The sequence below is a fragment of the Micromonospora sp. CPM1 genome, from assembly GCF_023896895.1.
In the GTDB taxonomy this organism is placed as follows: domain Bacteria; phylum Actinomycetota; class Actinomycetes; order Mycobacteriales; family Micromonosporaceae; genus Micromonospora; species Micromonospora tulbaghiae.
The window spans coordinates 78,731-104,451 of sequence record NZ_JAMHIU010000009.1; the positions used below are offsets into that span (position 1 = coordinate 78,731).

At 72.4% G+C, this 25,721-nt stretch carries 23 protein-coding genes, 1 tRNA gene and 1 other RNA gene; 7 read left to right on the forward strand and 18 right to left on the reverse strand.

Annotation, left to right across the window (positions count from 1 at the left end):
* The first annotated feature begins 24 nt into the window (after positions 1-24).
* The gene (locus M8C11_RS13165) at positions 25-1,080 is read left to right on the forward strand and encodes a GlxA family transcriptional regulator (RefSeq protein WP_252449728.1); all 1,056 of its coding nucleotides are present in this window, start codon (positions 25-27) and stop codon (positions 1,078-1,080) included.
* 23 nt (positions 1,081-1,103) lie between these two features.
* Here the strand turns inward: M8C11_RS13165 and M8C11_RS13170 are convergent, their stop codons facing one another.
* From M8C11_RS13170 to M8C11_RS13190, 5 genes are all read right to left on the reverse strand, one after another.
* On the reverse strand, positions 1,104-1,598 hold the full coding sequence (locus M8C11_RS13170) for a hypothetical protein (RefSeq protein ID WP_013284249.1): 495 nt from the start codon (positions 1,596-1,598) through the stop codon (positions 1,104-1,106).
* Between the two features lie 104 nt (positions 1,599-1,702).
* The gene (locus M8C11_RS13175) at positions 1,703-2,278 is read right to left on the reverse strand and encodes a hypothetical protein (protein ID WP_252449729.1); all 576 of its coding nucleotides are present in this window, start codon (positions 2,276-2,278) and stop codon (positions 1,703-1,705) included.
* Positions 2,279-3,152: 874 nt separating this feature from the next.
* Positions 3,153-5,108, reverse strand: a complete 1,956-nt coding sequence (locus M8C11_RS13180) for a VWA domain-containing protein (protein ID WP_252449730.1) — start codon at positions 5,106-5,108, stop codon at positions 3,153-3,155.
* 2 nt (positions 5,109-5,110) lie between these two features.
* Positions 5,111-6,616: a magnesium chelatase gene (locus tag M8C11_RS13185; protein ID WP_252449731.1), complete on the reverse strand. Its 1,506-nt coding sequence runs from the start codon at positions 6,614-6,616 to the stop codon at positions 5,111-5,113.
* A gap of 70 nt (positions 6,617-6,686) precedes the next feature.
* Positions 6,687-7,655, reverse strand: a complete 969-nt coding sequence (locus tag M8C11_RS13190; protein WP_252449732.1) for an aldo/keto reductase — start codon at positions 7,653-7,655, stop codon at positions 6,687-6,689.
* A gap of 57 nt (positions 7,656-7,712) precedes the next feature.
* Here M8C11_RS13190 and mgrA point away from each other — a divergent pair, with 57 nt between their 5' ends.
* On the forward strand, positions 7,713-8,702 hold the full coding sequence (gene mgrA, locus M8C11_RS13195; protein WP_252449733.1) for an L-glyceraldehyde 3-phosphate reductase: 990 nt from the start codon (positions 7,713-7,715) through the stop codon (positions 8,700-8,702).
* A 1-nt stretch (position 8,703) separates the two neighbouring features.
* Here mgrA and M8C11_RS13200 read toward each other — a convergent pair whose 3' ends face one another.
* Positions 8,704-9,609 carry a lytic polysaccharide monooxygenase gene (locus M8C11_RS13200; RefSeq protein WP_252449734.1) on the reverse strand — a complete coding sequence of 302 codons (906 nt, stop codon included), beginning with the start codon at positions 9,607-9,609 and terminating at the stop codon, positions 8,704-8,706.
* 1,175 nt (positions 9,610-10,784) lie between these two features.
* Here M8C11_RS13200 and M8C11_RS13205 point away from each other — a divergent pair.
* The gene (locus tag M8C11_RS13205; protein ID WP_252449735.1) at positions 10,785-12,299 is read left to right on the forward strand and encodes a DUF4173 domain-containing protein; all 1,515 of its coding nucleotides are present in this window, start codon (positions 10,785-10,787) and stop codon (positions 12,297-12,299) included.
* A 43-nt stretch (positions 12,300-12,342) separates the two neighbouring features.
* Here M8C11_RS13205 and M8C11_RS13210 read toward each other — a convergent pair whose 3' ends face one another.
* On the reverse strand, positions 12,343-12,684 hold the full coding sequence (locus tag M8C11_RS13210) for a VOC family protein (RefSeq protein ID WP_252449736.1): 342 nt from the start codon (positions 12,682-12,684) through the stop codon (positions 12,343-12,345).
* Positions 12,681-13,625 (reverse strand): AraC family transcriptional regulator, encoded by a 945-nt coding sequence (locus M8C11_RS13215; RefSeq protein ID WP_252449737.1) that lies wholly within the window; start codon positions 13,623-13,625, stop codon positions 12,681-12,683. Before M8C11_RS13215 ends, M8C11_RS13210 begins: the two co-directional genes overlap by 4 nt.
* Before the next feature lie 71 nt (positions 13,626-13,696).
* Between M8C11_RS13215 and M8C11_RS13220 the strand changes: the two genes are divergently transcribed.
* Together M8C11_RS13220 and M8C11_RS13225 are read left to right on the forward strand one after the other, a co-directional pair.
* Positions 13,697-14,197, forward strand: coding sequence for a DUF1772 domain-containing protein (locus M8C11_RS13220; RefSeq protein WP_252449738.1), 501 nt, complete (start codon positions 13,697-13,699; stop codon positions 14,195-14,197).
* Between the two features lie 264 nt (positions 14,198-14,461).
* On the forward strand, positions 14,462-15,508 hold the full coding sequence (locus M8C11_RS13225; RefSeq protein WP_252449739.1) for an ice-binding family protein: 1,047 nt from the start codon (positions 14,462-14,464) through the stop codon (positions 15,506-15,508).
* 666 nt (positions 15,509-16,174) lie between these two features.
* Here the strand turns inward: M8C11_RS13225 and M8C11_RS13230 are convergent.
* Together M8C11_RS13230 and M8C11_RS13235 are read right to left on the reverse strand one after the other, a co-directional pair.
* Positions 16,175-16,247 (reverse strand) — tRNA-Ala (locus M8C11_RS13230).
* Between the two features lie 89 nt (positions 16,248-16,336).
* Positions 16,337-16,927 carry a YqgE/AlgH family protein gene (locus M8C11_RS13235; RefSeq protein ID WP_091418814.1) on the reverse strand — a complete coding sequence of 197 codons (591 nt, stop codon included), beginning with the start codon at positions 16,925-16,927 and terminating at the stop codon, positions 16,337-16,339.
* 149 nt (positions 16,928-17,076) lie between these two features.
* Here M8C11_RS13235 and M8C11_RS13240 point away from each other — a divergent pair, with 149 nt between their 5' ends.
* Both M8C11_RS13240 and mdlC read left to right on the forward strand, forming a co-directional pair.
* Positions 17,077-17,877, forward strand: a complete 801-nt coding sequence (locus M8C11_RS13240) for an S-methyl-5'-thioadenosine phosphorylase (RefSeq protein WP_121683839.1) — start codon at positions 17,077-17,079, stop codon at positions 17,875-17,877.
* A 109-nt stretch (positions 17,878-17,986) separates the two neighbouring features.
* Positions 17,987-19,579, forward strand: coding sequence for a benzoylformate decarboxylase (gene mdlC, locus M8C11_RS13245; protein WP_252449740.1), 1,593 nt, complete (start codon positions 17,987-17,989; stop codon positions 19,577-19,579).
* Between the two features lie 3 nt (positions 19,580-19,582).
* On the opposite strand, the gene M8C11_RS13250 is transcribed toward mdlC, so the two are convergent.
* The 8 genes from M8C11_RS13250 to M8C11_RS13285 all read right to left on the reverse strand — a co-directional run bounded on the left by M8C11_RS13250 (position 19,583) and on the right by M8C11_RS13285 (position 25,690).
* Positions 19,583-20,527: a hypothetical protein gene (locus tag M8C11_RS13250; protein WP_252449741.1), complete on the reverse strand. Its 945-nt coding sequence runs from the start codon at positions 20,525-20,527 to the stop codon at positions 19,583-19,585.
* Between the two features lie 42 nt (positions 20,528-20,569).
* On the reverse strand, positions 20,570-20,995 hold the full coding sequence (locus tag M8C11_RS13255; protein WP_252449742.1) for a hypothetical protein: 426 nt from the start codon (positions 20,993-20,995) through the stop codon (positions 20,570-20,572).
* A gap of 180 nt (positions 20,996-21,175) precedes the next feature.
* Positions 21,176-21,551: a transfer-messenger RNA gene (ssrA, locus tag M8C11_RS13260) on the reverse strand.
* 103 nt (positions 21,552-21,654) lie between these two features.
* Entirely contained in the window at positions 21,655-22,134 is a 480-nt protein-coding gene (gene smpB, locus M8C11_RS13265; RefSeq protein ID WP_030271124.1) for an SsrA-binding protein SmpB, read from the reverse strand.
* A gap of 133 nt (positions 22,135-22,267) precedes the next feature.
* Positions 22,268-23,143 carry a permease-like cell division protein FtsX gene (gene ftsX, locus M8C11_RS13270; RefSeq protein ID WP_091418746.1) on the reverse strand — a complete coding sequence of 292 codons (876 nt, stop codon included), beginning with the start codon at positions 23,141-23,143 and terminating at the stop codon, positions 22,268-22,270.
* Positions 23,144-23,208: 65 nt separating this feature from the next.
* Entirely contained in the window at positions 23,209-23,889 is a 681-nt protein-coding gene (ftsE, locus tag M8C11_RS13275; RefSeq protein WP_013284225.1) for a cell division ATP-binding protein FtsE, read from the reverse strand.
* A 118-nt stretch (positions 23,890-24,007) separates the two neighbouring features.
* Positions 24,008-25,129 (reverse strand): peptide chain release factor 2, encoded by a 1,122-nt coding sequence (gene prfB / locus M8C11_RS13280; RefSeq protein ID WP_252449743.1) that lies wholly within the window; start codon positions 25,127-25,129, stop codon positions 24,008-24,010.
* Between the two features lie 45 nt (positions 25,130-25,174).
* Positions 25,175-25,690 carry a PadR family transcriptional regulator gene (locus M8C11_RS13285; protein WP_120571501.1) on the reverse strand — a complete coding sequence of 172 codons (516 nt, stop codon included), beginning with the start codon at positions 25,688-25,690 and terminating at the stop codon, positions 25,175-25,177.
* Positions 25,691-25,721: the final 31 nt, after the last annotated feature.

A 25,721-nucleotide genomic window follows, 5' to 3' on the forward strand; every position in this document is an offset into this window, starting at 1 on the left:
GCCATCGTGCGCAATAATCGGGCCATGTCCGTACCGCACCGGGTCGCCGTCCTCGCCCTCGACGGCGTGGTGGCGCTCGACCTCGGCACCCCGGCCCAGGTCCTCGGCGCCGCCCGCGCCGACGACCGCACCCCGCTGTACGCGGTGGACACCTGCACCCCCGGCGGCCTGCCGGTACGCAGCAGCGCCGGCTTCCAGGTCCTCCCCGACCACGGCCTGGAACTGCTGGGCAGCGCCGACACGGTGATCGTCCCCGGCATCCACACCGGCTCGCCGCTTTCCGACGGCACGGTTCCGGTCGAGGTGGCCGGCGCGTTGCGGGCGGCGTACGACAGGGGCGCCCGCGTCATGTCCATCTGCACCGGCGCGTTCGTGCTCGCCGCCGCCGGCCTGCTCGACGGCCGCCCGGCCACCACCCACTGGGCGTACGCGTCGCGCTTCCGTCGCCTGCACCCCGGCGTACGGCTCGACCCCGACGTGCTGTTCGTCGACGACGGTCGCGTGCTCACCTCGGCCGGGGTGGCCGCCGGCATCGACCTGTGCCTGCACGTCGTCCGCACCGACCACGGCAGCGCGGTGGCCAACCGGGCGGCCCGGCGCTGCGTGGTGCCGCCGTGGCGCGACGGCGGGCAGGCCCAGTACATCGAACGGCCGGTGCCCCGCGGCGCGGACAACGGCACCGCCGCCACCCGCGAGTGGGTGCGGCAGCGGCTGCACGAGCCGGTGGCGCTGCGCGAGATGGCGGCGCACGCGCGGATGAGCGTCCGTACGTTCACCCGGCACTTCCGCTCGGAGACCGGGCTCAGCCCGGCCCAGTGGCTGCTCCAGCAGCGCACCGAGCACGCCCGGGTGCTGCTGGAGACGACGGATCTGAGCGTCGACCGGATCGCCCGGGACGCGGGTTTCGGCACCACAGCCGCGCTGCGCCAGCACTTCCACGCCCGGGTCGGTGTATCCCCCACCGCCTACCGCCGAACGTTCCGCCCGTCTCCTGCCCCGCGCTCCGCTTCCGTCGATCTTGGAGTTGTGGCGCCTGGAAGGCCGGACGTGTCCGAGTTGTCCACCGCCACAACTCCTTGATCGACGGCCTGGCGGTCAGGCGGTCAGGCGAGGTGGGGCTGGCGGCGCAGGGCGCGGAGCTGCGCCAGGTGCAGCGGCAGGTGCACGCGGATGTGCAGGTCCAGCGCCCTGCCCCAGGGCAGGGAGTCGTCCACGTCCAGGTCGAAGCCCTCGCGCAGCACCGTGTCCACAGGTGTCTCCGCCGCCGGGCCGAGCCGCTCGGCCAACGCGCACAGCTTCTGGCTGGTTGCCCGGAACAACGCGGCCAGGCCGTCCAGCCCGCCACACTCGGAGACCAACGCGTCGAGTTGCGGACGGTGGATGGTGTCCAGGTCGTAGTAGGCGAACGGCGAGCCGGCCAGCACCGCCTCGGTCGCCTCGCTCATCAGCTCGTCGTTGGCGGCGAGGTGCGCGACGATCTGCTCGGCGCTCAACTGCCCTTCCGGCGGCGGCCCGAACCCGCCCGCGTCGATCTCCGCGAACAACTCCTCGTACGCCTGCCGCAGTGCCGGGGCGTCCACCTCGTCCATGCCCCGCATCCAACCCTCGCCGCGGCCAGGGCCACCCCTGCTACCGCGCCCGGTTCACCCGGACGCGTGAAAAGGCCGGCACCCCGTGTTCGGGGTGCCGGCCTTCGTGTCTCTTACTTGTTCCAGTGCTCGGCGACCAGGTCGGCGGCCTGCTGCTCCCACTGGGCGTAGTGGTCGGGGTAGGCGGACACCTGGACGGTCTGGGCGGCCTTGGTCAGGGGCATGTCCTGCCAGCCGTCGACCTGCTTCAGACCCTTCAGGAACGCGGTGGTGGAGTACTCGGGGTCGGTGATCTGCTCGACCGTGCCCCAGCCGGAGGAGGGGCGCTGCTGGAACAGGCCCTGCGAGTCGTGGTCGTTACGGTCACCGAGGTGGCCGAGGTTCTCCAGCTTCGACTCCTGCAACGCCGTCGCGATCGACACCACCGCGGCGCGCTCGTCCATGCCGGCCTTCTTCGTCGCCGCGATGATCGCCTTCACATTCTTGGTCTGCTCGTCGTTCAGATCGATACGGGACTGGGCGCCCTGCACACCGTGCGGGATCAGCTTGTCACCCTGCACCGTGACACTCACCGGCTTCGCATGCGTGGTGGTGTCCGCCGCGTGAGCGGCCACCGGACCGGCGAACACGCCACCGGTGAAGGCCAGACCAGCAATACCCAGAACGCTCTTACGCAGAATCGTGTTCATCAGAAATGCTCCATTCGGGGGTCGACGCACCCGGGGGACGGGATGCGTGGGCACCGTCAGGCGCTCAAAAAGTCTGGGGATCCGGCTGCTCGCGGGGCACCGGGGGGTGCCTCGGCGCGGCGCCGGAAGCATGTCCAACGACCCGCCACCCGGCATCATTCCCGGGCGCCTCACGCCACCACCCGGAGGTGCGGCGCGGGGGTTCACGTCGTCGGAACCGTGCTCAACGACCAGCCCGCCGGGACCATTCCCGGGCTCGCGCCGCCCCGCTCGCGGGGCACGGCCGATGCTCGGTCGTTCACCCGGTTACAACGCCACCCACCCGCCAGCGATTCCACCGTCAGAGTGCCGCCCACCACCCCCGAACCGGACACCCCACCCACACAGCCCGCCAACGACCGGTGTCCCCGACCCCGGGGCACCCGCGAACCGAACAGCCTCACCCACACGGGCCACCCACTCCCGCACCGTCGATCATGAGGTTAGCGGCGACAAAACGGACGCCAGTGACCGTCAACCTCATGATCGACCCAGCCGGACCCAGCCGGGCGGGCGGCCCGGGGCAGTCCGTCTGGGGCGCAAGAAGCGAGCCGCCACGCGGCCAGCCCGGCGATCTTGCAGTTCGGGCCCTCCGGGCGTCCCATTCGCGCAGTTTGTGGGGCACCGAAGTGCAAGATCGCCGGGGGGCGGCCAGGGGATCTTGGGCAGCTCTCGGTCGCGGGCCGACGAGGAGCCCGCCATGACCTCGGTACAGCCCGGCGATCTTGGAGTTGTGGCACCTCGGGAACGCCGCGAACCGGGCATCTTGGGCGCCACGACTCCAAGATCGACGAGAGAGCGAGCAGGGGCGAGAGAGAGGGTGCCGGGAGCGAACTCAGCGGCGGCCGTGGCGGGAGCGTAAGTAGTCGGAGACCACGTACTCGCCCAGGTCGTCCAGGTCGGGAGTGAACATACGGCCACCCGAGCGTCGCGCCACCGCGTCCACGAACCGGCGCAGACCCGGGTCGTCGCCGAGCATGAACAGGTTGAGCGTGGCGCCGTACCGGGTCAGCCGGTCCACCTCCCGGATCGTCGCCGAAATGGTCTCCGGCAGCGGCGGCCAGTGGAAGTACGCCTCGCCGTCCTCCGGGTCCAGGTGCGCTGTCGGCTCGCCGTCGGTGACCACCAGCACCACCGGCTCGGCACCCGGGTGCCGACGCAGGTGCCGGCCGGCGATCCGCAGCGCGTGCTGGAGGTTCGTGCCCTGCTGCATGTCCGGCTCCACCGCCGCCAGCTCCTGCTGGGTGAGCGGCATCGCCTCCCGGCCGAAGCCCACGATCTGCAGCGCGTCCTGCGGGAACCGGGTCGCCATCAGGTGCGACAGGGCCAGCGCGGTCTGCTTCATCGGGCCCCAGCGCCCCTGCGAGATCATCGAGTACGACAGGTCGACGCAGAGCACCACAGCCGCCGACGCCCGCCGTTCGGTCTCCATCACCTCGAAGTCCTCGACCGCGAGCGGTACCGGCACTCCGGGACCGGCCCGGCGTACCGCCCGGGTGAGCGTGCGCACCACGTCCAGCGGCTGCTCGTCGCCGTACTCCCAGGGGCGGGACGCACCGCTCACCTCGCCGGCCGCGCCGGCCGAGCGGAGGTCGTGCTGGCCGCGCGGGCCGGCCGTCAGGTCGGCGAAGACGCGCCGCAGCGCGGTGCCGGCGAGCCGGCGCAGCGCCTTCGGGCTGAGCGTCAGCCCTTCCGCGTCCCGGGTGACCCAGCCCTGGCGGCGCAGTTCGCGTTCCAGCTCCCGCAACCGGCGTACGTCGTCGGCGGCGTCCCGGCCCAGCGTGCGGGCGACGGCCTCCACGTCGACGTCGTCGAGTGTGGCACCGGGCTGGTCCTGGTCGAGGGAGTCCAGCAGCTCGTCGAGTTCGGCGATCTCGTCGAGTGCGCCGGTGGCCTCGCCGTAGCCGAGCGGCTCGTCGCCGCGAACCCGCTCGCCGCGCTGCCAGTTCAGGTCCGGCCGCAGCGACCGCAGGTGTGCGTCGAGCTGGGACAATTCACCGGACAGCCGGTCGCCGAGCGACTGGCGCATCAGCCCGGCGAGTTCCTCGCGCTGCCGGTCCGACAGCGACCGCATCAGCCGCTCACCGGCGGCCGCCCGCCGGGCCAGCACGTCGATCAGCTCGTCGACGTCCTTGGGCCGTTCCGGGAAGAACTCCCCGTGGCGGCGCATGAACTCGGCGAACGCGTCGGTGGTGTCCTCGGAGCGGTCGTGCCGGGCGAGCAGGTCGTTGAGGTCGCGCATCATCTCGGCGAGCTGCCGCTGGACGGCCGGGTCGGCGGTGGCCCGGGCCGCGTCGCGCAGCCCGGCGAAGCGCTGTTCCAGCACGTCGCCGCGCAGCCCGTCGAGGATCCGCTGGTACGTCTGCCGTGCCTCCGCGCTGGCCCACTCGTACCCGGAGAGCTCCGACACCGCGCGGGCGGTGGAGCGGGGCAGGTTGTCGAGCACGGCCTCGGCGAACCGCGCGTCGTCGCCGTCGCGGCCGCGCAGCTCGTCGCGTTCGGCGGCGAGCGCCTGGTCGAGCAGGGCCCGGGCCCGGGTGACGGCGCCGTCCAGGTCGCCGCGGCGCAGCGCCTCCCGGCGCAGGCGACGGGCGCGGGCGGCCAGGTCGTCCAGCCCGCCGCGCCCCTGCGGGCCGCGCCGCAGCAGCTCGCGCAGCGATTCGCGCAGGCTGCCGCCGGCGAGCACGTCCGAGCCGACCGCGTCCACCGCGGCGCGCACGTCGTACGGCGGGGCGAGCGGGTCGGGTCCGCCGCGCCACTGCCCGTAACGGAAGCGGTTGCCGCCGGCCACTGTCAGTCCCGATCCCCGTAGACGGTGCGCCCGGAGTCGGTGACGTCCTTGCCGAGCCGGCGGGTCAGGTGCAGCCCTTCGAGGACGAACTCGATGCCGGCTGCCGCCTCCTCCGGGCTGGGCGCGTCACCGAGCCCGAGCCGGTCGAGCACCTTGGCCAGCCCCGGTACGGTGCCGACCTGGCGCAGCAGCTCGGACGAGGAGACCAGCTCGCCGGTCTCGACGGCGCCGCCCTCGGCGACGATCGCGGTGAAGCCGGACAGGTCGAGCCCGGCGAGGCGGGCGCGGAACGTCTCGGCGGTGGCGGTACGCAGCAGGTGCGCGAGCACCTCGATCTCGCGCCCCTCCTCGCCGCTCTCGAACTCGACCTTGCCGCGCAGCGTGGAGGTCACCGACACGGTGTCCCCGATCCGGGCCACCGGCGCCTCCGGACGGGACGCCGACCCGGCGCCGGCCGAAGCCGAGGCAGCGGCACCGGCACCGGCACCGGCACCGGCACCCGCCAGCAGACCGGAACGACGCAACGCGGCGGCGGCCACCGTCTCCGCGGCGGCGATGGCGAACCGGGCGGACACGCCGGAGCGCGGGTCGACCGACGGGGATTCCCGCACGTCACGGGCGAACCGGGCGAGCACCTCCAGCACGTGCTCCGGCACCACGGCGACCAGGTCGGCCTCCTGCCGGATCAGCGCCAGCTCCAGATCGAGGTCGAGCGGGTAGTGGGTACGGATCTCCGCGCCGAACCGGTCCTTCAGCGGCGTGATGATCCGGCCCCGGTTGGTGTAGTCCTCCGGGTTGGCACTGGCCACCAGCAGCAGGTCCAGCGGCAGCCGCAGCTGGTAGCCGCGAACCTGGATGTCGCGCTCCTCCAGCACGTTGAGCAGCGCCACCTGGATGCGTTCGGCCAGGTCGGGCAGCTCGTTGACGGCGAAGACGCCCCGGTTGGTGCGCGGTACGAGCCCGAAGTGGATGGTCTCCGGGTCGCCGAGCGTGCGCCCCTGGGCGAGGCGGATCGGGTCGACGTCGCCGATCAGGTCGCCGACGCTGGTGTCCGGCGTGGCGAGCTTCTCGCCGTACCGCATCGAGCGGTGCAGCCAGCCGATCGGCAGGTCGTCGCCGGCCGACTCGACGAGCGCCCGGGAGGCGGGGGCGATCGGGTGCATCGGGTGCTCGTTGAGCACCGAGCCGGGGATCACCGGGGTCCACTCGTCCAGCAGCCCGCCGAGCGAGCGGATCAGCCGGGTCTTGCCCTGCCCGCGCTCGCCGAGCAGCACCATGTCGTGCCCGGCGAGCAGCGCGCGCTCGACCTCGGGCAGCACCGTGTCCTCGTAGCCCACGATGCCGGGGAAGCGCTCCTCGCCGGAGCCCATCCGGGCGAGGAGGTTGTCTCGGAGTTCCTGTTTGACCGTGCGGTACTGGTGGCCGGTCGCGCGCAGCTCGCCGAGCGTGCTCGGCAGGTCGGCGGGCGGGACCGGGGAAACCTGGTTGGGAGCGGTCACCCGACCCACGCTAGCGCGCTCCGATGACCGGCGGCCTCCGTCGTCGATGTCGCGACAAGGGAAGCCGCCGGAACGCCACTCACTTACCGAGGCGGGCGCGGACCATCCGGGGTACGGCGGCCAGGCCGGTGACCGGGCGGAACGCGTGCGCGGCGGCGACCAGCGCGGCGTACTCGTCGTCGGCGAGGTCGATCTCGGCGGCGGCCGCGTTGCGTTCCATCTGCTCGACCCCGGAGGCGCCCGGGATGGCCACCACGTTCGGGTGCCGCAGCACGTACGCGAGCGCGATCTGGCTCGGCGTGGCGTCGTGCGCGTCGGCGACCTCGCGCAGCGTGGCGATGAGCTGGGTGCCGCGTTCCAGGTTCTCCGGCAGGAAGTACGGGTTGGCCCGGCGTACCGCCCCGGCGGGCGGGTTCGTGGCGTCGTATCGGCCGGAGAGGAAACCCTGCGCCAGCGGCGAGTACGCGATGACGATGCGGCCGGCCTGCTCCGCGTACGGGATGAGGTCTTCCTCGGGGCCGCGGTCGATCATGCTGTAGCGGACCTGGTTGCTCAGCACCCGGCGGCCCAGCGCGGCCTCGGCGAACCGCCAGCGGCGCAGGCCGTAGTTGCTGACGCCGACCTCGCCGACGAGTCCGACGTCCTGCAACGAGCGCATGCCGCGCATGGTGGTGGTGTCGGCGACCACCGGGTTGGCCTGGTGCACCTGGTAGAGGTCGATGCCGTCGACGCCGAGCCGGGCGGCGGAGGCGACCGCCCGCTGCTGCACCACCGGCGCGACCGGCAGCAGCGGGAAGATCTTGCTGGCGACCACGACCTTGGCGCGGTCGTCGCCCAGCGCCGCGCCGAGGATGCGCTCGCTGCGGCCGAAGCCGTACAGCTCGGCGGTGTCGAACAGGGTCACGCCCAGGTCGAGCGCCCGCCGGACGATCTCGGCGGCCCGGCGCTCGTACTCAGGGCCGTAGCCCCACTCCTTGGAGCCGAACTGCCAGGTGCCGAGGCCGATCTTGGAAATGGGCTTGGGGGTGTCGAGCCGCACGTAACGCATGAGGCCGAACGTACCCGCGCCGCTGCGTGCGCACTCCGGTGCGGACAGAATGGCCTGGTGACATACCTCGCCAGCGACGACCGTTACCACGAGATGATCTACCGGCGCAGCGGCCGGAGCGGGCTGAAGCTGCCTGTCATCTCCCTCGGCCTGTGGCACAACTTCGGACCGGACCGCCCCTTCGAGCGACAGCGGGACATCGTCCGCCGCGCCTTCGACCTCGGCATCACCCACTTCGACCTGGCCAACAACTACGGCCCGCCGCCTGGTTCGGCGGAGGAGAACTTCGGCCGGCTGCTCGCCACCGACCTGAAGCCGTACCGGGACGAACTGGTGATCTCCAGCAAGGCCGGTTATCTGATGTGGCCCGGCCCGTACGGCGAGTGGGGTTCGCGCAAGTACCTGATCTCGTCGCTGGACCAGTCGCTGCGCCGTCTCGGGCTGGACTACGTCGACATCTTCTACTCGCACCGGTACGACCCGGAGACCCCGCTGGAGGAGACGATGGGCGCGCTCGACGCGATCGTCCGCTCCGGCAAGGCGCTCTACGTGGGCATCTCCAACTACGACTCGGAGCAGACCGAGCGGGCCGCCGAGATCCTGCGCGACCTGGGTACGCCGCTGCTGATCAACCAGCCGTCGTACTCGATGATGAACCGCTGGACGGAGGAGGACGGCCTGCTGGACACGCTGGAGCGCGTCGGCGCCGGCTGCATCGCGTACAGCCCACTCGCCCAGGGCCTGCTCACCGACCGTTACCTCAAGGGCATCCCGGCCGACTCGCGGGTGCGCACGAGCGTCTTCCTGAACGAGAGCGACCTGGACGACGAGACGATGGCGACGGTCCGGGGGCTCGCCGCGGTGGCCGAGGGGCGCGGGCAGACGCTTGCCCAGCTCGCCCTGGCCTGGGCGCTGCGCGACCCGCGCATGACCAGCCTCATCATCGGCGCGAGCAGCGTGGCGCAGCTGGAGGGCAACGTGGCCGCGCTGGACAACCTCGACCTCGCCGGGAACGACCTGGCCGAGATCGAGGGCCTGCTCGGCTGAGTCACCAGATGCGGCGCCGCCCGGCGCGGTGGTTGCGGACACCGCACGGCCGCCCGGGCGGCGGCCCGCCGGTCCGCCGCAGTCCGACCACCGCCGCCGCGAGCAGCGCGACGACGAGCGCCGCCGCGCCGACCACGAGCGGCCGGGACAGCGGTCCGCCGTCGGTCACCGTCGCGACCGGCACGGCCGACTCCTCGTCGGTCGCCGCGCCGGCGAGGGTACGCGGAGGCGACGCGCTCGCCTTCGGCGCTGCCGGTGACGCGTCCGGCTCACCGCGTGCCGCCCGGAAGATCACGTCCGAGCAGGAGTAGTACGTGTCCTGGGTGTCCGAGTTCTGCCAGATGACGTAGACGAGGTGCCGGCCGGTACGCCCGGCTGGGAGCCGTCCCCGCATCTCGTACGCGCCCGCGCGGATCGGCGGGTCGGTGACCTGGAGGAACGGCTTCTTCTCCAGGTCCGACCAGGTCAGCGCACGCTTCGGCGAGTACGAGCCGGTGGTGACGTAGTACCGGAACGTGCCCCGGTGCGGGATGGTGGTGCGGTAGCGGAAGGTGTGCCGCGCCCCGGCCGTGAGCGTGGTGGCGGGCCAGTCGGCGCGCGGCAGGTCCAGTCCCCGGTACGCGGACAGCCCGCCGCTGCACAGTTCCCCGTCCGGGATGCGTTCCCGGTCCCGCCCGTCGATCCGGGCCACCCGGATGTTGTCCCACTCGCGTACCGCCGCTCCGGCGGCGATCGCGGCCCGGCAGGCGGGCGTCTGCGCCCGGCCACCCTCCGGCCCGCACGCGGCGGACCGGCTCAGCGGGCTGGTCGGCGCACCGTGCGCCGCGGCCGGCGCGGCGCCCAGCGGCACCGTCGCGGCGACGGCGGCGAGCGCGGCGGACGCGGCGAGCGCGCGACGTGCGGCCATGTGATCGACCTCCCGCGCACTGGTACGGCCGCGAGCCGCGAAAGGTTCGATCCGCGCCGATCGGCCCAGGGGACATGACCGAACGGACAACCGGGGCGGCGACGGACGCCGGGTGGGCCCTACAGTGACGAAACCCTGTGATCGAGGAGCGTCCCTTGTCCGAACCGGCCCCGTCCCCCGAGCCGTCCCGCGCCGCCCCGGCGGCCGGGCCCGCGCCGGGTGACGTCCCCGCCCCCGCGCAGCCGTACCTGCTGGTGCTGCCCACCATGGAGGGCGCTCCCGCGCCAGTGCCCTGGCCGGGCGCCGAGGGGCAGCCCGGCTGGGCCATTCCGGTCACCGTGCCGCCCGGCACCCAGGGATACGCGTTGTTTCTCCCGCTGGTCCCCGCGCCCGGCCAGCCGACGGCGCCCGGCCAGCCGACGGCGGCGGTGCCCGCCCAGGCGACGGCGCCCGCCGCCGAGCGCTCCCCGGCGAAGGGCGCCGCCCCGGCCACCGGCGCGAGCGGCACCACCGCCACCGCCCTGTCCACGCCGGCCGAGGGCTCGGCCCCTTCCGCCGGCGCGAGCGGCCCGACCGCCGCGGCCGGGTCCACACCGGTCGACGGCGGTCCGACGGCAGCAGCCGAGGCTGGGAAGCCCGTCGCCGACCGTCCGACGGGCGGAGAGCCCGTCGCCGCCCCGCCGGACGCCGTTCCGGCGGCTCGCCGGGAGCAGGCTGGCGCAACGTCCTCGGCCACCGGCGACGCCGCATCGTCCACCCCGGATGCCGGCCCGGCAGACGCGGCCACGGCCGACTCCGGTGGAGCCGGGACCGGCGCGCGCCCCGGCGACGGTGCTCCGCGGACGGCCGCTTCCGCGACTTCCGGCCCGTCGGGAGCCTCGCAGACATCTGCCGCTCCCCCGGGCACGCCACCGACAGCCGGCCCGGAGACTCCTGCCGGCTCCCTCGGCACGCCAGCGGTTGCCGGCCCGTCCGGCGCCACGCAGCCGCCTGCCTCCGGAGCATGGGCCGCGCCGGGCGCGCAGCCGGCCTCCGGGCCGCCGCCCGCGCCGGGTTCCCAGCGCGCTCCGGGCACGCCGCCTCCGCACGGCGGTGGGCCGATGGCCGCGCCCCCGTACCCCGGCACGGGTTGGGGTGGGCACCCGCAGGCGCCAGCCTGGACGCCGCGGCCGGCGGTGCCACGAACCTCGTTCCTCGGGGCGCGGTGGCCCGGCCCGAAGGCGGCGACCGGGCGGGCGGCGCCGCTCGCGGTGCTGGCCGCCGCGGTCGGCAGCGCGGTGTTCGTGCCGCTCGGCCGCGTCGGCGTCGGCTGGTTCCTGGGGTGGCTGACGCTCACGCTCGCGGTGGTGCTGGCGGTCCGGTCGAAGACCGCGGACCTGCCGCGCGCCGACAAGCTCATCCGGGCCGGGTGGGCGGCGGCCGCCCTGGCCCTGATCGCCGTGCCGGCGTTCCGCAACGCCTGGTGGCTCGTGACGTTCTGCGTGCTCGGCGCGCTCGGCTGCGCCACCCTCGCGATCATCGGCGGGCGGCTGGTGCGCTCGATCCTGTTCGGCCTGGTGGCGACGCCGTTCGCGGCGTTGCGCGGCCTGCCCTGGGTGCGCCGGCACATCACCGCCTCGCCGCAGGAGGCGACGGTGCGCAAGGTGACCGTCTCGGTCGTCGCCACGGTCGTGGTGCTCGTGGTCTTCGGCAGCCTGCTCGCGTCGGCCGACGCGGCGTTCTCCGAGGCGCTCGGCTCGCTCGTCCCCGAGATCAACCTCGGCACGGTGTTCGGCTGGTTGTTCCTGGCCGTGGTGGGCGGTCTGATCGCTGTCGCCGCGCTCTACACGCTCGCCGCGCCGCCGGATCTGTCCACCGTGGATCGCGCCGGTGAGCGCCGCCTCGGCCTGCTGGAGTGGGCGCCGGCCATCGGCGCGCTCGCGCTGCTGTTCGCCGGGTTCGTGGTGGTGCAGTTCACCACGCTCTTCGGCGGGCAGCGGCACGTGCAGCGGGTCGCCGGGCTCAGTTACGCCGAGTACGCGCGCAGCGGCTTCTGGCAGCTCCTGTTCGTCACGCTGCTGACGGTGGCGGTGCTCGGCGGGGTCAGCCGCTGGGCACGGCGGGAGCAGCCGGCCGAGCGCGTCATGCTGCGCGTGCTGCTCGGGCTGATCAGCGCGCTGAGCGTGGTGATCGTGGCGTCGGCGCTGTCCCGGATGTGGACGTACCAGAAGGTCTACAGCTTCACCGGCGAGCGGATCTTCGTGATGGCGTTCGAGATGCTGCTCGGCACGGTCTTCTTGATGATCATCGCGGCCGGCGTCAAGTGGAAGGGCCGGTGGATTCCCGGCACCACGCTCGCGCTGGCGGTCGCGATGCTGCTGGGCCTGGCCGTGCTCAACCCGGAGGACTACGTCGCCCGCCGCAACACGCTGCGGTACGAGCAGACCGGCAAGATCGACGCGTGGTACCTGCGGGCGCTGTCCGCCGACGCCACCCCGGCGCTCGCCAAGCTCCCCGACCCGGTACGCCGGTGCACGCTGAGCTGGATCGCCGACGACCTCGCCGAACCCGACCCCTGGTACGCCTGGAACCTGGGCCGCCAGCGCGCCCGAAAGGCCCTGGACGAGGTCGGCCCCCAGGCGGTCGGCGGCCCGAAGGACTGCCGCCGGGCCGACCAGTTCGACCTGCCGAAGACGCGGCGTCCCCGCTGACGCCACCGGCCGGGCCGCGAATCCACGCGGCCCGGCCGGACCGTCAGGCCGGGCCGCCGCCGAAGCCGATCTCGTTGCCGTCCGGGTCGTGGAAGATCACTTTGCGGACGCCGTTGTCGTAGGTCTCCCGCGCGGCCGGTGTCAGACCACGGGCGGCGATCGCCGCGACGCGGGTGTCGAGGTCGTCGACGAAGACCGTCTGCATGGCGTGACCGGCGTGCTCGGGCCGCACGTCGACGTAGAGGTAGCGGCGTTCGGCCAGCTCCCACACCGCCTCGCTGTCGTTCGGCCGGAACTGCGGCGGGGCGCCGAACAGCCGCTCGTACCAGTCCGTCGCCACCGCGAGGTCGCGGACCGGGACACCGGCGAACAGGTCGACAGTCATCCGGCCAATCTATCCGGGTCGACGTGCCGGCGCGGGCTCACGCCGTACCGGCGTTTGAACGCCGTGCTCAGGGCGAACGAGCTGCCGTAACCGACCCGGCGGGCCACCGCGCCGACTGTGGCGCCGGGCTCGCGGAGCAGGTCGGCCGCGAGCGCCAGCCGCCAGCCCGTCAGGTACGCCACGGGCGGCTCGCCGACCAGCGCGGTGAAGCGTCGGGCCAGCGCCGCCCGGGACATCCCCACCTCGGCGGCGAGCGACGCCACAGTCCACGGCCGGGCCGGGTCGTGGTGCAGCATCCGCAGCGCGCGGCCGACCACCGGATCGGCGTACGCCCGGTACCAGGCGGGTGCGGCGGCACCGGGCCGGGCGAACCACTCGCGCAGCGCGGCGATGAGCAGCAGGTCGAGCAGGCGGTCGAGCACCGCCTCCTGGCCGGGGTCGTCCTTGACGATCTCGGCGGCCAGCAGCGGCACCAGCGGCGTGTCCCAGGACTCGCGCCGTACCACCGCGAGCGGCGGCAGCGCGTCCAGCAAACGCTTCCCGACAGTCCCCCGCACCGGGTACGTGCCGGTGAGCAGCACGGTCCGGCCGTCCGGCCCGTTGCCCCAGGTGCGTACGCCCCAGCGCGTCATCGCGAACAGCTCGCGCCCGTCCGGTGTGGTGCAGCGCTGGCCCGGGTGCACCACCACCTGCGGTGCCGTGGCCGGGTCGTCCGCCACCGTGTACGGGGCCGGACCGCGCACGATCGCCACGTCACCTCCGGTCAGCCGCGCGGCCTCGCCCTCCTCCGGCACGATCCAGCCGTCCCCGCGCACCACGGCGACGAGCGTGAGCGGCGCCTCGTCCCGGATCAGCATCGACCAGGGCGGGGTGAGGATCGAGCGCAGCAGGAAGGCGCCCCGCGCCCGAGGGCCGTCGAGCAGGCCGGAAACGGCGTCCACGGAGACGATTGAACACAGGATCGCGCGTCCTGACCATGGGCCGTCTCACCGCGCGGCGGTTCGATGAGGACATGCGACTCGTACAACAACTGACGCTGGTCGGCGCCACAGTCGGGGCCGGGCTGATGGCGGGCCTGTTCGCCGCGTTCGCGTACGCCGTGATGCCGGCGCTTCGCGGCGCGGACGACCGCACGTTCGTGGACGCGATGCAGCGCATCAACGTCACCATCGTCAACGGCTGGTTCCTGCTGGCCTTCCTGGGTACGCCGGTGCTGGCCGCGCTGTCGGCGGTCCTGGCGTGGCGCGGGGCGGCCCGGCCGGCGCTGCCGTGGATCGCCGCCGGGCTCGCTCTCTACCTGGTGATGTTCGTCGTCACCGTCGCGGTGAACGTGCCGCTGAACGATGCACTCGCGGCGGCCGGCGCCCCGGACCGGATCGGCGATCTCGCCGCGGTACGGGAGCGCTTCGAGTCCACCTGGATCGCCTGGAACGTCGTCCGCGCGCTCGCGAACACGGCTGGTTTCGGCGCGTTCTGCTGGGCGCTGGTGGCCGTCGGCCGCTCGACCGGGTGAGCCCGTCAACGAGCGACGGGGGTAACTCCGCCAGCACATGAAGGCGGCTCAGCATATCCGAATTATCCCATTCGTGGTTCGGTCTCCATTGTCAGATGATTTGGTGTTCTACACACCTCTTGTCACATCTGTCACTTGAGCAGGGTCGGTCACGTGACACCCCCTGCGAGGAGTACCCACGGAAGGTGTTCAGTGAAAGTCCGAACCGTTCATCGCCTGAGGCGGACGGCGCCGTCAGTACTCGCTGCTTGCGCGGCTGCCGCCGTGGCCGTCACCATACTGATCTTCAACTCGACCGCGGCCAACGCGGCGGATGCCCCGGTCAACCTCGGAACGGCCGGCAACTTCTCCGTCCTGGCCGGCGCCGAGCCCACCAACACCGGCCCGAGCTTCCTGGCGCAGAGTCTCGGCAGGTATCCGGGGAACACCGCGTCGGGCTTCGGGACGGCGACCATCGGCGGCGAGGTCCACCTCGGCGACGCGGTCGCCCTCCAGGCCCAGAGCGACCTGACCACGGCCTACAACGACGCCGCCGGTCGGACCCCGTTCACCAACCTGCCCGCGGAACTCGGCGGCAACACGCTCAACCCCGGCGTCTACCGGATCGGGGCAGCGCAGCTGACCGGAACCCTGACGCTCAACGGACAGGGCGACCCCCAGGCCGTGTTCATCTTCCAGGTCGACTCCGCGTTGACGACGGCGTCGAACAGCAGCGTTGTCCTGATCAACGGCGCGTCGGCGTGCAACGTGTTCTGGAAGATCGGCAGTTCCGCGACGCTCGGTACGGGCACCACCTTCCTGGGCACCATCATGGCCCAGGCGTCGATCACGATGGCCACGGGCGCGAATCTCCAGGGCCGTGCGCTGGCTCGTACCGCCGCCGTCACCCTCGACACCAACGTCATCACCGCCCCGGTGTGCGCCGGACCGACCGGCCCGCCCGGACCTTCCGGCCCGCCGGGACCTTCCGGCCCGCCCGGCAGCCCCGGCGCACCCGGCAGCCCAGGCGCACCCGGCAGCCCCGGCGCCCCTGGCGCACCTGGCAGCCCCGGAGCACCCGGCAGCCCCGGAGCACCCGGCAGCCCCGGAGCACCTGGCGCACCCGGCAGCCCCGGAGCACCCGGCAGCCCTGGCGCTCCGGGCAAGCCCGGCGGGCCAGGTGGACCGGGCGGTCACGGCAACCACTCCGGCATGCTGCCGGTGACCGGTAGCGAGAAGGTTCCGGCCGTGGCCGGTGCAGGCGGTGTCCTGGTCGCCCTGGGCGGAACCATGTTCTTCCTCGCCAGACGTCGCCGGACACAGGAGTCCTGATCGGAGGGGCCCGGCCGGCGACCTGCCGGCCGGGCCCCCACGTCTCGCCACCGGCCGCTCCCCCCGCTAGCGAGGAAACGGAATCCGGGTCGGCACAGGACGTATCGCCGGTGTTGGCGCCTCATTCGAGACGCCAAAAAAAACACCCTGGCGAGGAATGATTCCTCGCCAGGGTGTTCTGCTCGGGTGGGCGGAGGTACCACCATGCGAACCACGGTACGACGATCGTCGGTAAGCCCTTTCCGTTCAGTGGCCGGTCCAAGGGCACCGAGCCGATGATCTCGGGCGACCACCGTCAGGGAGCGGCGAGAAGTCGGATCTCGACGCGGATCCCACTCTCGTCGAGTTCGCTGGAGAACCGCTCCCGGTACCGCGCGCCGTCGGACGTGTTAGTCCCGCGAGGACCAGCTTCACCTCTCGCCGGCCGAACGGGCTCTCCACTACCGGCCCTCCTCGTGCCTCGGTTCGCATCGGCCAGTCGCCGGCTGCGGCGTTACGGAGAGTTTCAGACGTCGGTGTGTTGCTCGTCCTGCCAGAGACGCGCCCAGAGGGCTGTACAGGCCGCAGCCACAACCGGGCCCTGAGCGCTGAACAGATTTGTGACCAAAAGGTCAAAGAGCGGCATTTCTCGACGAGAAATGCCGCTTGACCTGCACAAACACAAGGTGGAGCCGAGGGGACTCGAACCCCTGACCCCCACACTGCCAGTGTGGTGCGCTACCAGCTGCGCCACGGCCCCTTGCGGTCGTCCCCGGTCCCCCGGGCACGGGAAGAACTATACACACGCCGCCCGGCATGGTCATCTCGCGGGGTCCCCCCGCCGAGGGGTCAGTTCAGCGCCACGTCGGGCGGGAAGTGGGCCACCGCCGCCATCATGCCGCCCTGCCGGCGCAGCACCATCGGCCAGAGATCATCCGGCCGGTCGACGAAGGCGTCACCGGGCAGGGCGTCGAACACGAACCAGGAGCCCTCCTCGATCTCGCGCTCCACCTGCCCGGCGCCCCAGCCGGAGTAACCGGCGAAGACCCGGATCCCGCCGACGGCCTCGCGCAGCTTCTCCGGGTCAACGGAGAGGTCGATCGTGCCGACCGCGCCGGAGACGCGGTGGAAGCCCTTGACCGGTCGTACGGGGTGCCGCATGCGGGCCAGGCAGATGGCGGAGTCGGGCTGCACGGGACCGCCCTCGAACAGCACGGCCGGGTCGCGGGCCAGGTCGCTCCAGTCGCCGAGCACGTCGGCCACGGAGACCTCGGTGGCCCGGTTCAGCACCACCCCGAGGGCGCCGCCGGGTTCGTGGGCGACGAGCAGCACGACCGTACGGTCGAAGTTCGGATCCTTGAGCCCTGGTGTCGCGACCAGCAGTCGTCCGGTCATCGACTCCATGGCTCGGCCACCGATCGCCTGCCCCTCACTCTGCATGTCCGACACCCGTCAGCCGTGCGCCCGTACGGGCCCGAGGCCGTCGACCGTCCACCCTGTCAACGCCATGTCACGCACCATAGCCTGCGCCCGGCCCGCTGGTTAAGGTCTGACGGGCGGGTGATCACGACGGATCGAGGGAGGGCCGGATGGCGGCGCAGGCCGAACTGGCGGTGATCGGCGGGTCGGGTCTCTACGCCCTGCTCGACGGCGTGGAGCACGTGGTGGACACCCCGTACGGCGAGCCTTCGGGCCCGATCACCGTCGCCGAGGTGGGCGGTCGCCGGGTGGCGTTCCTGCCCCGCCACGGGCGCGATCACCGGTACCCGCCGCACCTGATCCCGTACCGGGCGAACCTGTGGGCGCTGCGGTCGCTGGGCGTACGCCAGGTGCTGGCGCCCTGCGCGGTCGGCGGCCTGCGGCCGGAGCTGGGCCCGGGGACGTTCGTGGTGCCGGACCAGTTGATCGACCGCACCAGCGGGCGCGCGCAGACGTACTACGACCGGGGCGCGGTGCACGTGTCGTTCGCCGACCCGTACTGCCCGGCCGGGCGGCGCACGCTGCTGGACACGGCGGCCGGGCGCGGCGTGCCGGCGGTGGACGGCGGGACCGTCGTCGTGGTCGAGGGTCCGCGCTTCTCGACCCGGGCGGAGTCGCGCTGGTTCGCCTCGATGGGCGGCACGATCGTCAACATGACCGGTCACCCGGAGGCGGTGCTGGCCCGCGAGCTGGCGCTCTGCTACACGTCCATCGCGCTGGTCACGGACCTGGACGCGGGTGTGGAGGCGGGCGAGTCGGTCACCCACGAGGAGGTGTTCCGGGTCTTCGCGGAGAACACCGACCGGCTGCGCGGGCTGCTGCTGGAGGCCGTCGCCGCGCTGCCCGCCGAGCGGGAGTGCGAGTGCGGAAGCGCGCTGGACGGGATCAAGCTGCCGTTCCCGCTGCCCTGAGCCTGGGAAGCGCCCGAAAAGTCGCCTTCGGCCCGATAGATTCGGCTGGTCGGGAGACTGGGCACCGGGCCGGCTCCGGCATCCGCGTGCGGAACGGAGGCAGCCGGCGATGGCGACGGTGCGGGAGGCGACCTACGACCTGCTGCGCGCGCTCGGCCTGACCACTGTCTTCGGCAACCCGGGCTCGACCGAGGAGCCGTTCCTCCAGGATTTCCCGGCCGACTTCCACTACGTGCACGCGCTCCAGGAGGCGTCGGCGGTCGCGATGGCGGACGGCTACGCCCAGGGCACCGGCCGGCCCGCGCACGTCAACCTGCACACCGCGCCGGGCACCGGCAACGGCATGGGCAACCTGGTCACCGCCTGGCACAACCGGACGCCGCTGATCGTCAGCGCGGGCCAGCAGACCCGCGAGATGCTGCTGATCGAGCCGCGCCTGGCCAGCCCCCGGGCGGTCGAGCTGGCCCAGCCGTACGTCAAGTGGGCCCACGAGCCGGTCCGCGCGCAGGACATCCCGGCGGCCTTCATGCGGGCGTACGCCTCGGCGGTGCAGCCACCGGCCGGCCCGGTCTTCCTCTCCCTGCCGATGGACGACTGGGACCGTCCGGCCGACCCGCCGCCGCAGGTGCGTACCGTCGCCACCCGGATCGCGCCGGACCCGGACCGGCTGCGGACCTTTGCCGAGGCGCTGGCCGGCGCCCGCGCCCCGGCGCTGGTGCTCGGCGCGGCGGTGGACCGGTCGGACGCCTGGCCGGACGCGGTCGCACTGGCCGAGCACCTGGCCGCCCCGGTCTGGGCCGCCCCGGCGCCCGAGCGGGCCGTGTTCCCCGAGCGGCACCCGCACTTCCGGGGCGTGCTGCCGTACGCGATCGGGCCGCTGTCGGAGGCGCTGCGCGGCCACGACGTGGTGCTGGTGGTAGGCGCGCCGGTGTTCCGGTACTACCCGCACGTGCCGGGTGACTACCTGCCCGGCGACGCGCGCCTGCTGCACGTCACCGACGACCCGGACGAGGCGGCTCGCGCCCCGGTCGGGGAGAGCCTGCTCGGCGACGCCGGGCTGACCATGGCCGCGCTGCGCGAGCTGCTGCCGGCGACCGGCCGGGCGGCGCCGTCACCGCGCCCACAGCCGGCCCCGCCCGAACCGGCCGACCCGCCGAGCGCCGACGCGTTGTTCGCCGCGCTGGCGGACGCGTGGCCGGCGGACGGGGTGCTGGTGCAGGAGTCGCCGTCCAACCTGGCCGCGCTGCGCCGCCGGCTGCCGATCGAGCGGCCGCGCTCGTACCTGACAATGGCCAGCGGCGGTCTCGGCTTCGGGCTGCCGGCGGCGGTCGGCATGGCGCTCGCGGAACGCGACACCGGGCGCGGCCGCCCGGTGGTCGCGGTCGTCGGGGACGGCTCGTTCCACTACTCGGTCCAGGCGTTGTGGACGGCGGCGCGGCTGCGGCTGCCGCTCCCCGTCGTGGTCCCGGTGAATCAGCAGTACGCGATCCTGAAGGCGTTCGCCGAGCTGAAACACACACCGGGCGTGCCCGCGCTGGACCTGCCCGGGCTGGACGTGACGGCGGTGGCGCACGGCTACGGCTGCGCCGGTGAGGTGACCACGCTGGACGGGCTCGGTGCGGCACTGACCACCGCGCTCGCGGCGGACCGGCCGACCGTGCTGCCGGTGCCGATCAGCACCGACGTGCCGCGGATCCTGTGAGCCTCAGCCGGGCCGGACGGTCAGCGGGGCGCCGCTGGCGGCGTCCAGCACGGCCCGGCCGCCGAGCGGCGCGTCGAGCGTGACGCTCACCGGCTTCAGCACGAGCTGGGCGGTGCAGGGACCGGTCGGCGAGACCACCGCGCCACCGATCACCACGACGTCCGGCCGTTCCAGCACCAGCGGCGTGGGCGGGCCGTCACAGGCGCCGACGCCGAGCAGGTAGTCGACGCGGTTGCCCTCGACCGCCCGCAACTGCTGCGCGGACACCAGACCGTTCGGCAGCGGCTCACCGGGCACCGCGCCGCCGGGGACCCGGCCGGTCACGCGCGGCGCGACAGCGATCCGCGCCACGGGTACGGCCAGCTCGTCCACGGTGAACAGCCAGGCGGGCACCTCGGCGCGGCCCCGGCTGGTCCACACCGGCGCGGCGCCCAGCCGTACCTCGGTCACGGTGAGCGCGACGCACGGGGTCGGCGCCGAGGTCGACACCGGGTCGTTCGGGCCGGGCCGGCCGGTGGGTGCCGGGTCCGGTGCGACCGGTCGCCCGTCGCAGGGCGGCGGGTCGCCCTGGCGGAGCTGGGCGTACGCGTCGGCGGCGCTGACCAGCGGCACGCGCAGCGTGCCGTCGGGGAACCGGATCGTGCCGTCCTTCGGCACGGCGGCCGGGATCGGGATCTGGTCCCGGTACCAGCCGGCGCCGAACGCCGTCTTCGTCTCCTCGGTGAAGCCCGGGTCGCCGGTGAGCACAGTGGCGTCCTGGAGCGGCACGTACCCGTCGCGCCAGCCCGGCCCGGGGCGCCAGCCCGCGGCCACCTCCTCGGCCCGCTCGGTGAACGCGGGCCGCTGGTCCGGGCCGGCCGGCGGGGCCACCCCCGGATCGGCGGCGGGGGTGGCGCAGGCGGAGAGGGCCAGCAACGGGATACCGAGCAGGGCGAGCACACGACGCATGCCGGTTGGACGCGTGCCGGTCCCGGCTGGTTCCCCCCGGGCTCAGTCCTCGCCGCCGAGGTCGGCCTGGTACGCCTCCCAGAGCAGGTCGGCGCCGAGCCGGCGGTGCCGGTCGAGCGCGCGCAACAGGTCGCGGGTGCGGGCCCGCACCTCCGCGCCGGACACCCCGGGCAGGTGTACGGCGTGCTGGAGCGCCGCGAGCGCCGCGCTGATCGCGGCGTGCTCGCCGACCAGCAGGCGTACGCCCCGGTCCAGCCGGGGTGCGGCGCGCACCAGGTCGGCGTAGTGGCCGCCCGCTCCCTCGGTGACGCGGACGTGTTCGGTGAAGCCCCGCCGGACGGGGTCCAGATCGGTGAGAAGTCGCTCCCGCCAGCGCGGCCCGGTGGCCGGCGCCCGCCCGAGGGCACGCAGGTCACCGGCGGCGCTCGGGAGCACGGCGGTCGGCTGCTGGATCGGACTGGTGACCATGGGACACCTCCCGCTGCTGGGTGCGAACCCGTATGGCGATGGTGGACCCGGTTCGAGGACCTGTCCAGCGGTCGGCGCCGCCTCATCTGCCCCGTCTGCAACAGAGGCCCCAGCCGGTCTCAACAACCCCAGAGACGACTGTGCGCCCCGGTCCGGGTGGACCGAGGCGCACAGGTCGTGTGGTGGAGGTGCCGGGAATCGAACCCGGGTCCTTCGCCGGTTTGTCAGGGCTTCTCCGAGCGCAGCTCGCTATGCCTCTACTCGGCCCCACCGCTCACGCGAGCAAGTTGGTGTGACGGGCCCAGTCGCTGATTGATCTCGCCGCACGGACCCCGCGACCGGGTCCGGTTGGCCAGCCTTCTAGCTGATGCCGGCAGACTGGGTCGAAGGCGCTCCCAGGCCGACAGACTTGCTACTCGCCTCAGGCGGCGAGAGCGAAGTCAGCGCGATTGTTCTTGGCGCTTATTGGTTTCCGACGACCGATTCTCGAGACGACGTCGGCTTCCTCGGCTCGCTTCCCCTGTCGCTGCGTACGAAGTCGAAACCAGTCACCCCCTCGTAGCGCTGCCCCTGTCGGCAGCACACCAAGCCTAACGCCTGGCGCAACCGGATTCATCCCGAGGCCCGCTCGACGCGGACTGCCGGACGAACCGGACGTATCACTCACCCATGCCCTTGCCGCGCCGGCCCACCGCCCGGGCGATCTCCCGGTCGGCGTCCCGCTTGGCGAGGTCCTGGCGCTTGTCGTACGACTTCTTACCCCGGGCCAGGCCGATCTCCACCTTGGCCCAGCCGTCGGAGAAGTAGACCTGCAACGGCACCAGCGTCAGGCCGCTCTCCTTGAGCTTGCCCAGCAGCCGGTCGATCTCCAGCCGGTTGAGCAGCAGCTTGCGGGTACGCCGGGGCTCGTGGTTGGTCCAGGTGCCCTGCGCGTACTCCGGGATGTGCATGGCGTGCAGGTAGATCTCGCCGTCGCGCTCCTGGGCGAACGCGTCCACGAGCGACGCCCGCCCGGCCCGCAGCGACTTGACCTCGGTGCCGGTCAGCGCCATGCCCGCCTCGTACGTGTCGAGGATGGCGTAGTCGTGGCGTGCCTTCTTGTTGGAGGCGACCACCTTGCGACCCTTTTCCCGTGGCATCGGCGCCACCCCCTTCCTGATCGACTCACCGGCCACCGGCCGGCGAGCGGAGATCATGCTACCGGAACCACAAGGGCCCTCCCGCGCCGTTTATTCCGGCGCGGGAGGGCCCTCGGCAGAGCCGTACGGGCGACTAGACCCGCAGGTAGAAGCGGAGCGTGACCCAGGCGGTGACCGCGCTGACCACGCCACCGACGGCGGCCATCAGCGGGAAGGTCAGGAAGATCTCGGACCAGGAGATCGGGGTGATCAGGCCCTCCAGGGCGGCCATCGAGCTGCCGGCCGCCACCACCTTCACCCCGATCAACGCGAGCAGGCCGAGGATGGAGCCGAACAGACCGGCCACCACCGCCTCCAGCACGAACGGCGCCTGGATGAACCAGTTCGACGCGCCGACCAGCTTCATGACCGCCACCTCACGCCGCTTGCTGTACGCGGCGACCTGGATGGTGTTCGCGACGAGCAGCAGGGCGGCGATGGCCATGACGGTGGCGATCGCGAGCGCTCCGTTCTGGAAGCCGCTCAGCACGCCGAAGACCTTGTCGAGCAGCTTGCTCTGGTCGACGATCGTGTCGATGCCCTCGGTGGCCTTGTACTTGTCGTAGATCGCCTTGTACTGCTCCGGGTCGTTCAGCTTGACCCGGTACGACTCGGGAAGCTGGTCCGGCTTGACGGCGCTGACCAGGTCCGGGGCGTCGGCGTACATCTGCTGGAAGCGCTCGTACGCCTGCTCCTTGTTGACGTACGTCGAGTCCTTGACCAGCGGGTCCTGGCCGAGCTGCTGGCCCAGCGCGTCGACCTGTTCCTTGGTGGCATCGGTCTTCAGGAAGATCGAGACCTCGACGTTCTCGTAGTAGAGGTCCTTCATGTCGCCGACCTTCTGGTAGAGAAGGCCGCTGCCGCCCAGCATGAACAGCGACACCGCCATTGTGATGATCATGGCGATGGTCATGGTGACGTTGCGCCACAGCCCGACCAGTACTTCGGACAGGACGTACTTCATCCGCATCGGGATATTCCTCCGGCTCTCCGGCGTGAGGTTTCGTCGTCAGGGTCTACGGAACGTCGTCCGGCTCAGCCGTAGACGCCGCGGGCCTGGTCGCGCACGATGCGGCCGCTCTCGATCTCGATGACCCGGCGCCGCATCTGGTTCACGATGTTGGAGTCGTGCGTGACCATCACGACGGTCGTACCGGTGCGGTTGATCCGGTCCAGCAGGCGCATGATCTCGATCGAGGTGTCCGGGTCCAGGTTTCCGGTGGGCTCGTCGGCCAGCAGGATCAGCGGCCGGTTGACGAACGCCCGGGCCACCGCGACACGCTGCTGCTCACCACCGGAGAGCTCGTGCGGGTAGCGGTGCTCCTTGCCGCCGAGACCGACCAGCTCCAGCACCTCCGGCACGACCCGGCGGGCGACCGCCTTCGTCTTGCCGATCACCTCCAGCGCGAACGCCACGTTCTCGTACGCGGTGCGGTTCGGCAGCAACCGGAAGTCCTGGAAGACGCAGCCGATGGAACGCCGGAAGTGGGGTCGCTTCCAGGAACGCATCGACGTGACGTCCTTGCCGTTGACGACGACCCGGCCCTTGTTGGGCGTGACCTCGTGCAGCAGCAACTTGATGATGGTGGACTTGCCGGAGCCGGATGGACCGATGAAGAAGACGAACTCGCCCTTCTCGATCGAGACGGACACGTTGTCGAGCGAAGGCCGGGACGCCTTCGGGTACGTCTTCGTCACTTGCTCAAGCTGAATCACGGGTCGGTAGTCTACGCGGTGTAACCGCAGAGCCAAGCCCCCAGCCCCGCCGAAGCGGTGCGCGTCGTCGATTTACCCGGTCAGACCGAGATCGATGACGCGCTCAGTCCGACCGTGATCACGCACCGTCAGCGCTGAGCTGCTGCTGCTTCCGCCAGCGGATTCCCGCCTCGATGAAGCTGTCCAGGTCGCCGTCGAAGACCGAGGACGGATTGCCCGTCTCCTGTTCCGTACGCAGATCCTTCACCATCTGATACGGGTGCAGGACGTACGAGCGCATCTGGTCGCCCCAGGAGCTGGTGCCGCCGGTCTTGAGGCCGGCGAGCTTCTCCTCCTCCTCCTGCCGCTTGCGCTCCAGCAGGCGGGCCTGGAGCACCCGCATCGCGGAGGCCTTGTTCTGCAACTGGGACTTCTCGTTCTGGCAGGTGACCACGATGCCGGTGGGGATGTGGGTCAGCCGCACCGCCGAGTCGGTGGTGTTGACGCTCTGCCCGCCCGGCCCGGACGACCGGTAGACGTCCACCCGGACCTCGTTCTCCGGGATGTCGATGTGGTCGGTCTGCTCGGTGACCGGCAGCACCTCGACGCCGGCGAAGCTGGTCTGCCGGCGGCCCTGGTTGTCGAACGGGCTGATCCGCACCAGCCGGTGCGTGCCGGACTCCACGCTCAGCGTGCCGTAGGCGTACGGCACCTTCACCGTGAAGGTGGCCGACTTCAGGCCCGCCTCCTCGGCGTACGAGGTCTCGTAGACCTCCGTCGGGTAGCCGTGCCGCTCGGCCCAGCGCAGGTACATCCGCAGCAGCATCTCGGCGAAGTCCGCGGCGTCCACGCCACCGGCGCCGGCCCGGATCGCCACCAGCGCCTCCCGGGAGTCGTACTCACCGGAGAGCAGCGTGCGGACCTCCATCTCCTGGATGGCCTTGGTCAGCCCGGTGATCTCCGACTCGACCTCGGTCAGCACGCCCGGGTCGTCCTCCGCCTGGGCCAGTTCCAGCAGCACCCCGGCGTCGTCGAGCCGGGAGCGCAGGTCACCGAGCTTGGAGATCTCGCCGTTGACGTACGACAGCTGCGACGTCACCTGCTGCGCCTGGGCCTGGTCGTCCCAGAGGTCGGGCGCGGAGGCCTCCTGCTCCAGCCGGGCCTTCTGCTCGCGCAGCTTGTCGAGGTCGAGCACAGCCTCGATGTTGCGCAGCGTGGCGTCGAGTTCCTTGAGCTGTTCGGCGTAATCGGCAGCGGTCACGACAGACAAGACTACTGCCTAGTCCAGCGGGTTCGCCGGAGGTGGTCAGCCGACCGGCGCGCTCTTCAGCCAGGAAAGCGCCGCCTTGTGGTAGGCGACGGCGAACTCCAGCGCGCTGGCGTCGTAGCTGTCGCCTTCCTTCTTGGCGTTCTTGACCTGTTCCCGCACCGCCGCCAGCGCCTCGGTGTGGTACTCGTTCGCCGTGGCGTACAGGTTCTTGAGCTGGCTCGACGAGTGCAGGTCACCGAACGCGATCCGTAGCGCTATCGGGTTACGGATGGTGTCCTTGCCGGGATTCTCCGCCAGCCAGCGGGAGAATGTCCGTTTCCCGGCCGCCGTCAGCGCGTACGGCTGGCTCATCCGCGGCCCGGGCTTGCCGAGTCGCACCAGACCCTTCTCGGCCAGGACCGGCAGCTCCCGGTAGACCTGACTGCGGGTCATCGACCAGTACGGCGCCAGCCGGCGCTCAGCGGCGGCCATCAACTGGCCGCCAGTCATCGGGCCGTCGTGCAGCAGACCGAGCAGAGCTGCTGCCGTCGGGTTGACTCCGGATTCCGCCATGCCCTCTAAGCTGCCACTTTGTCGGCTCTGG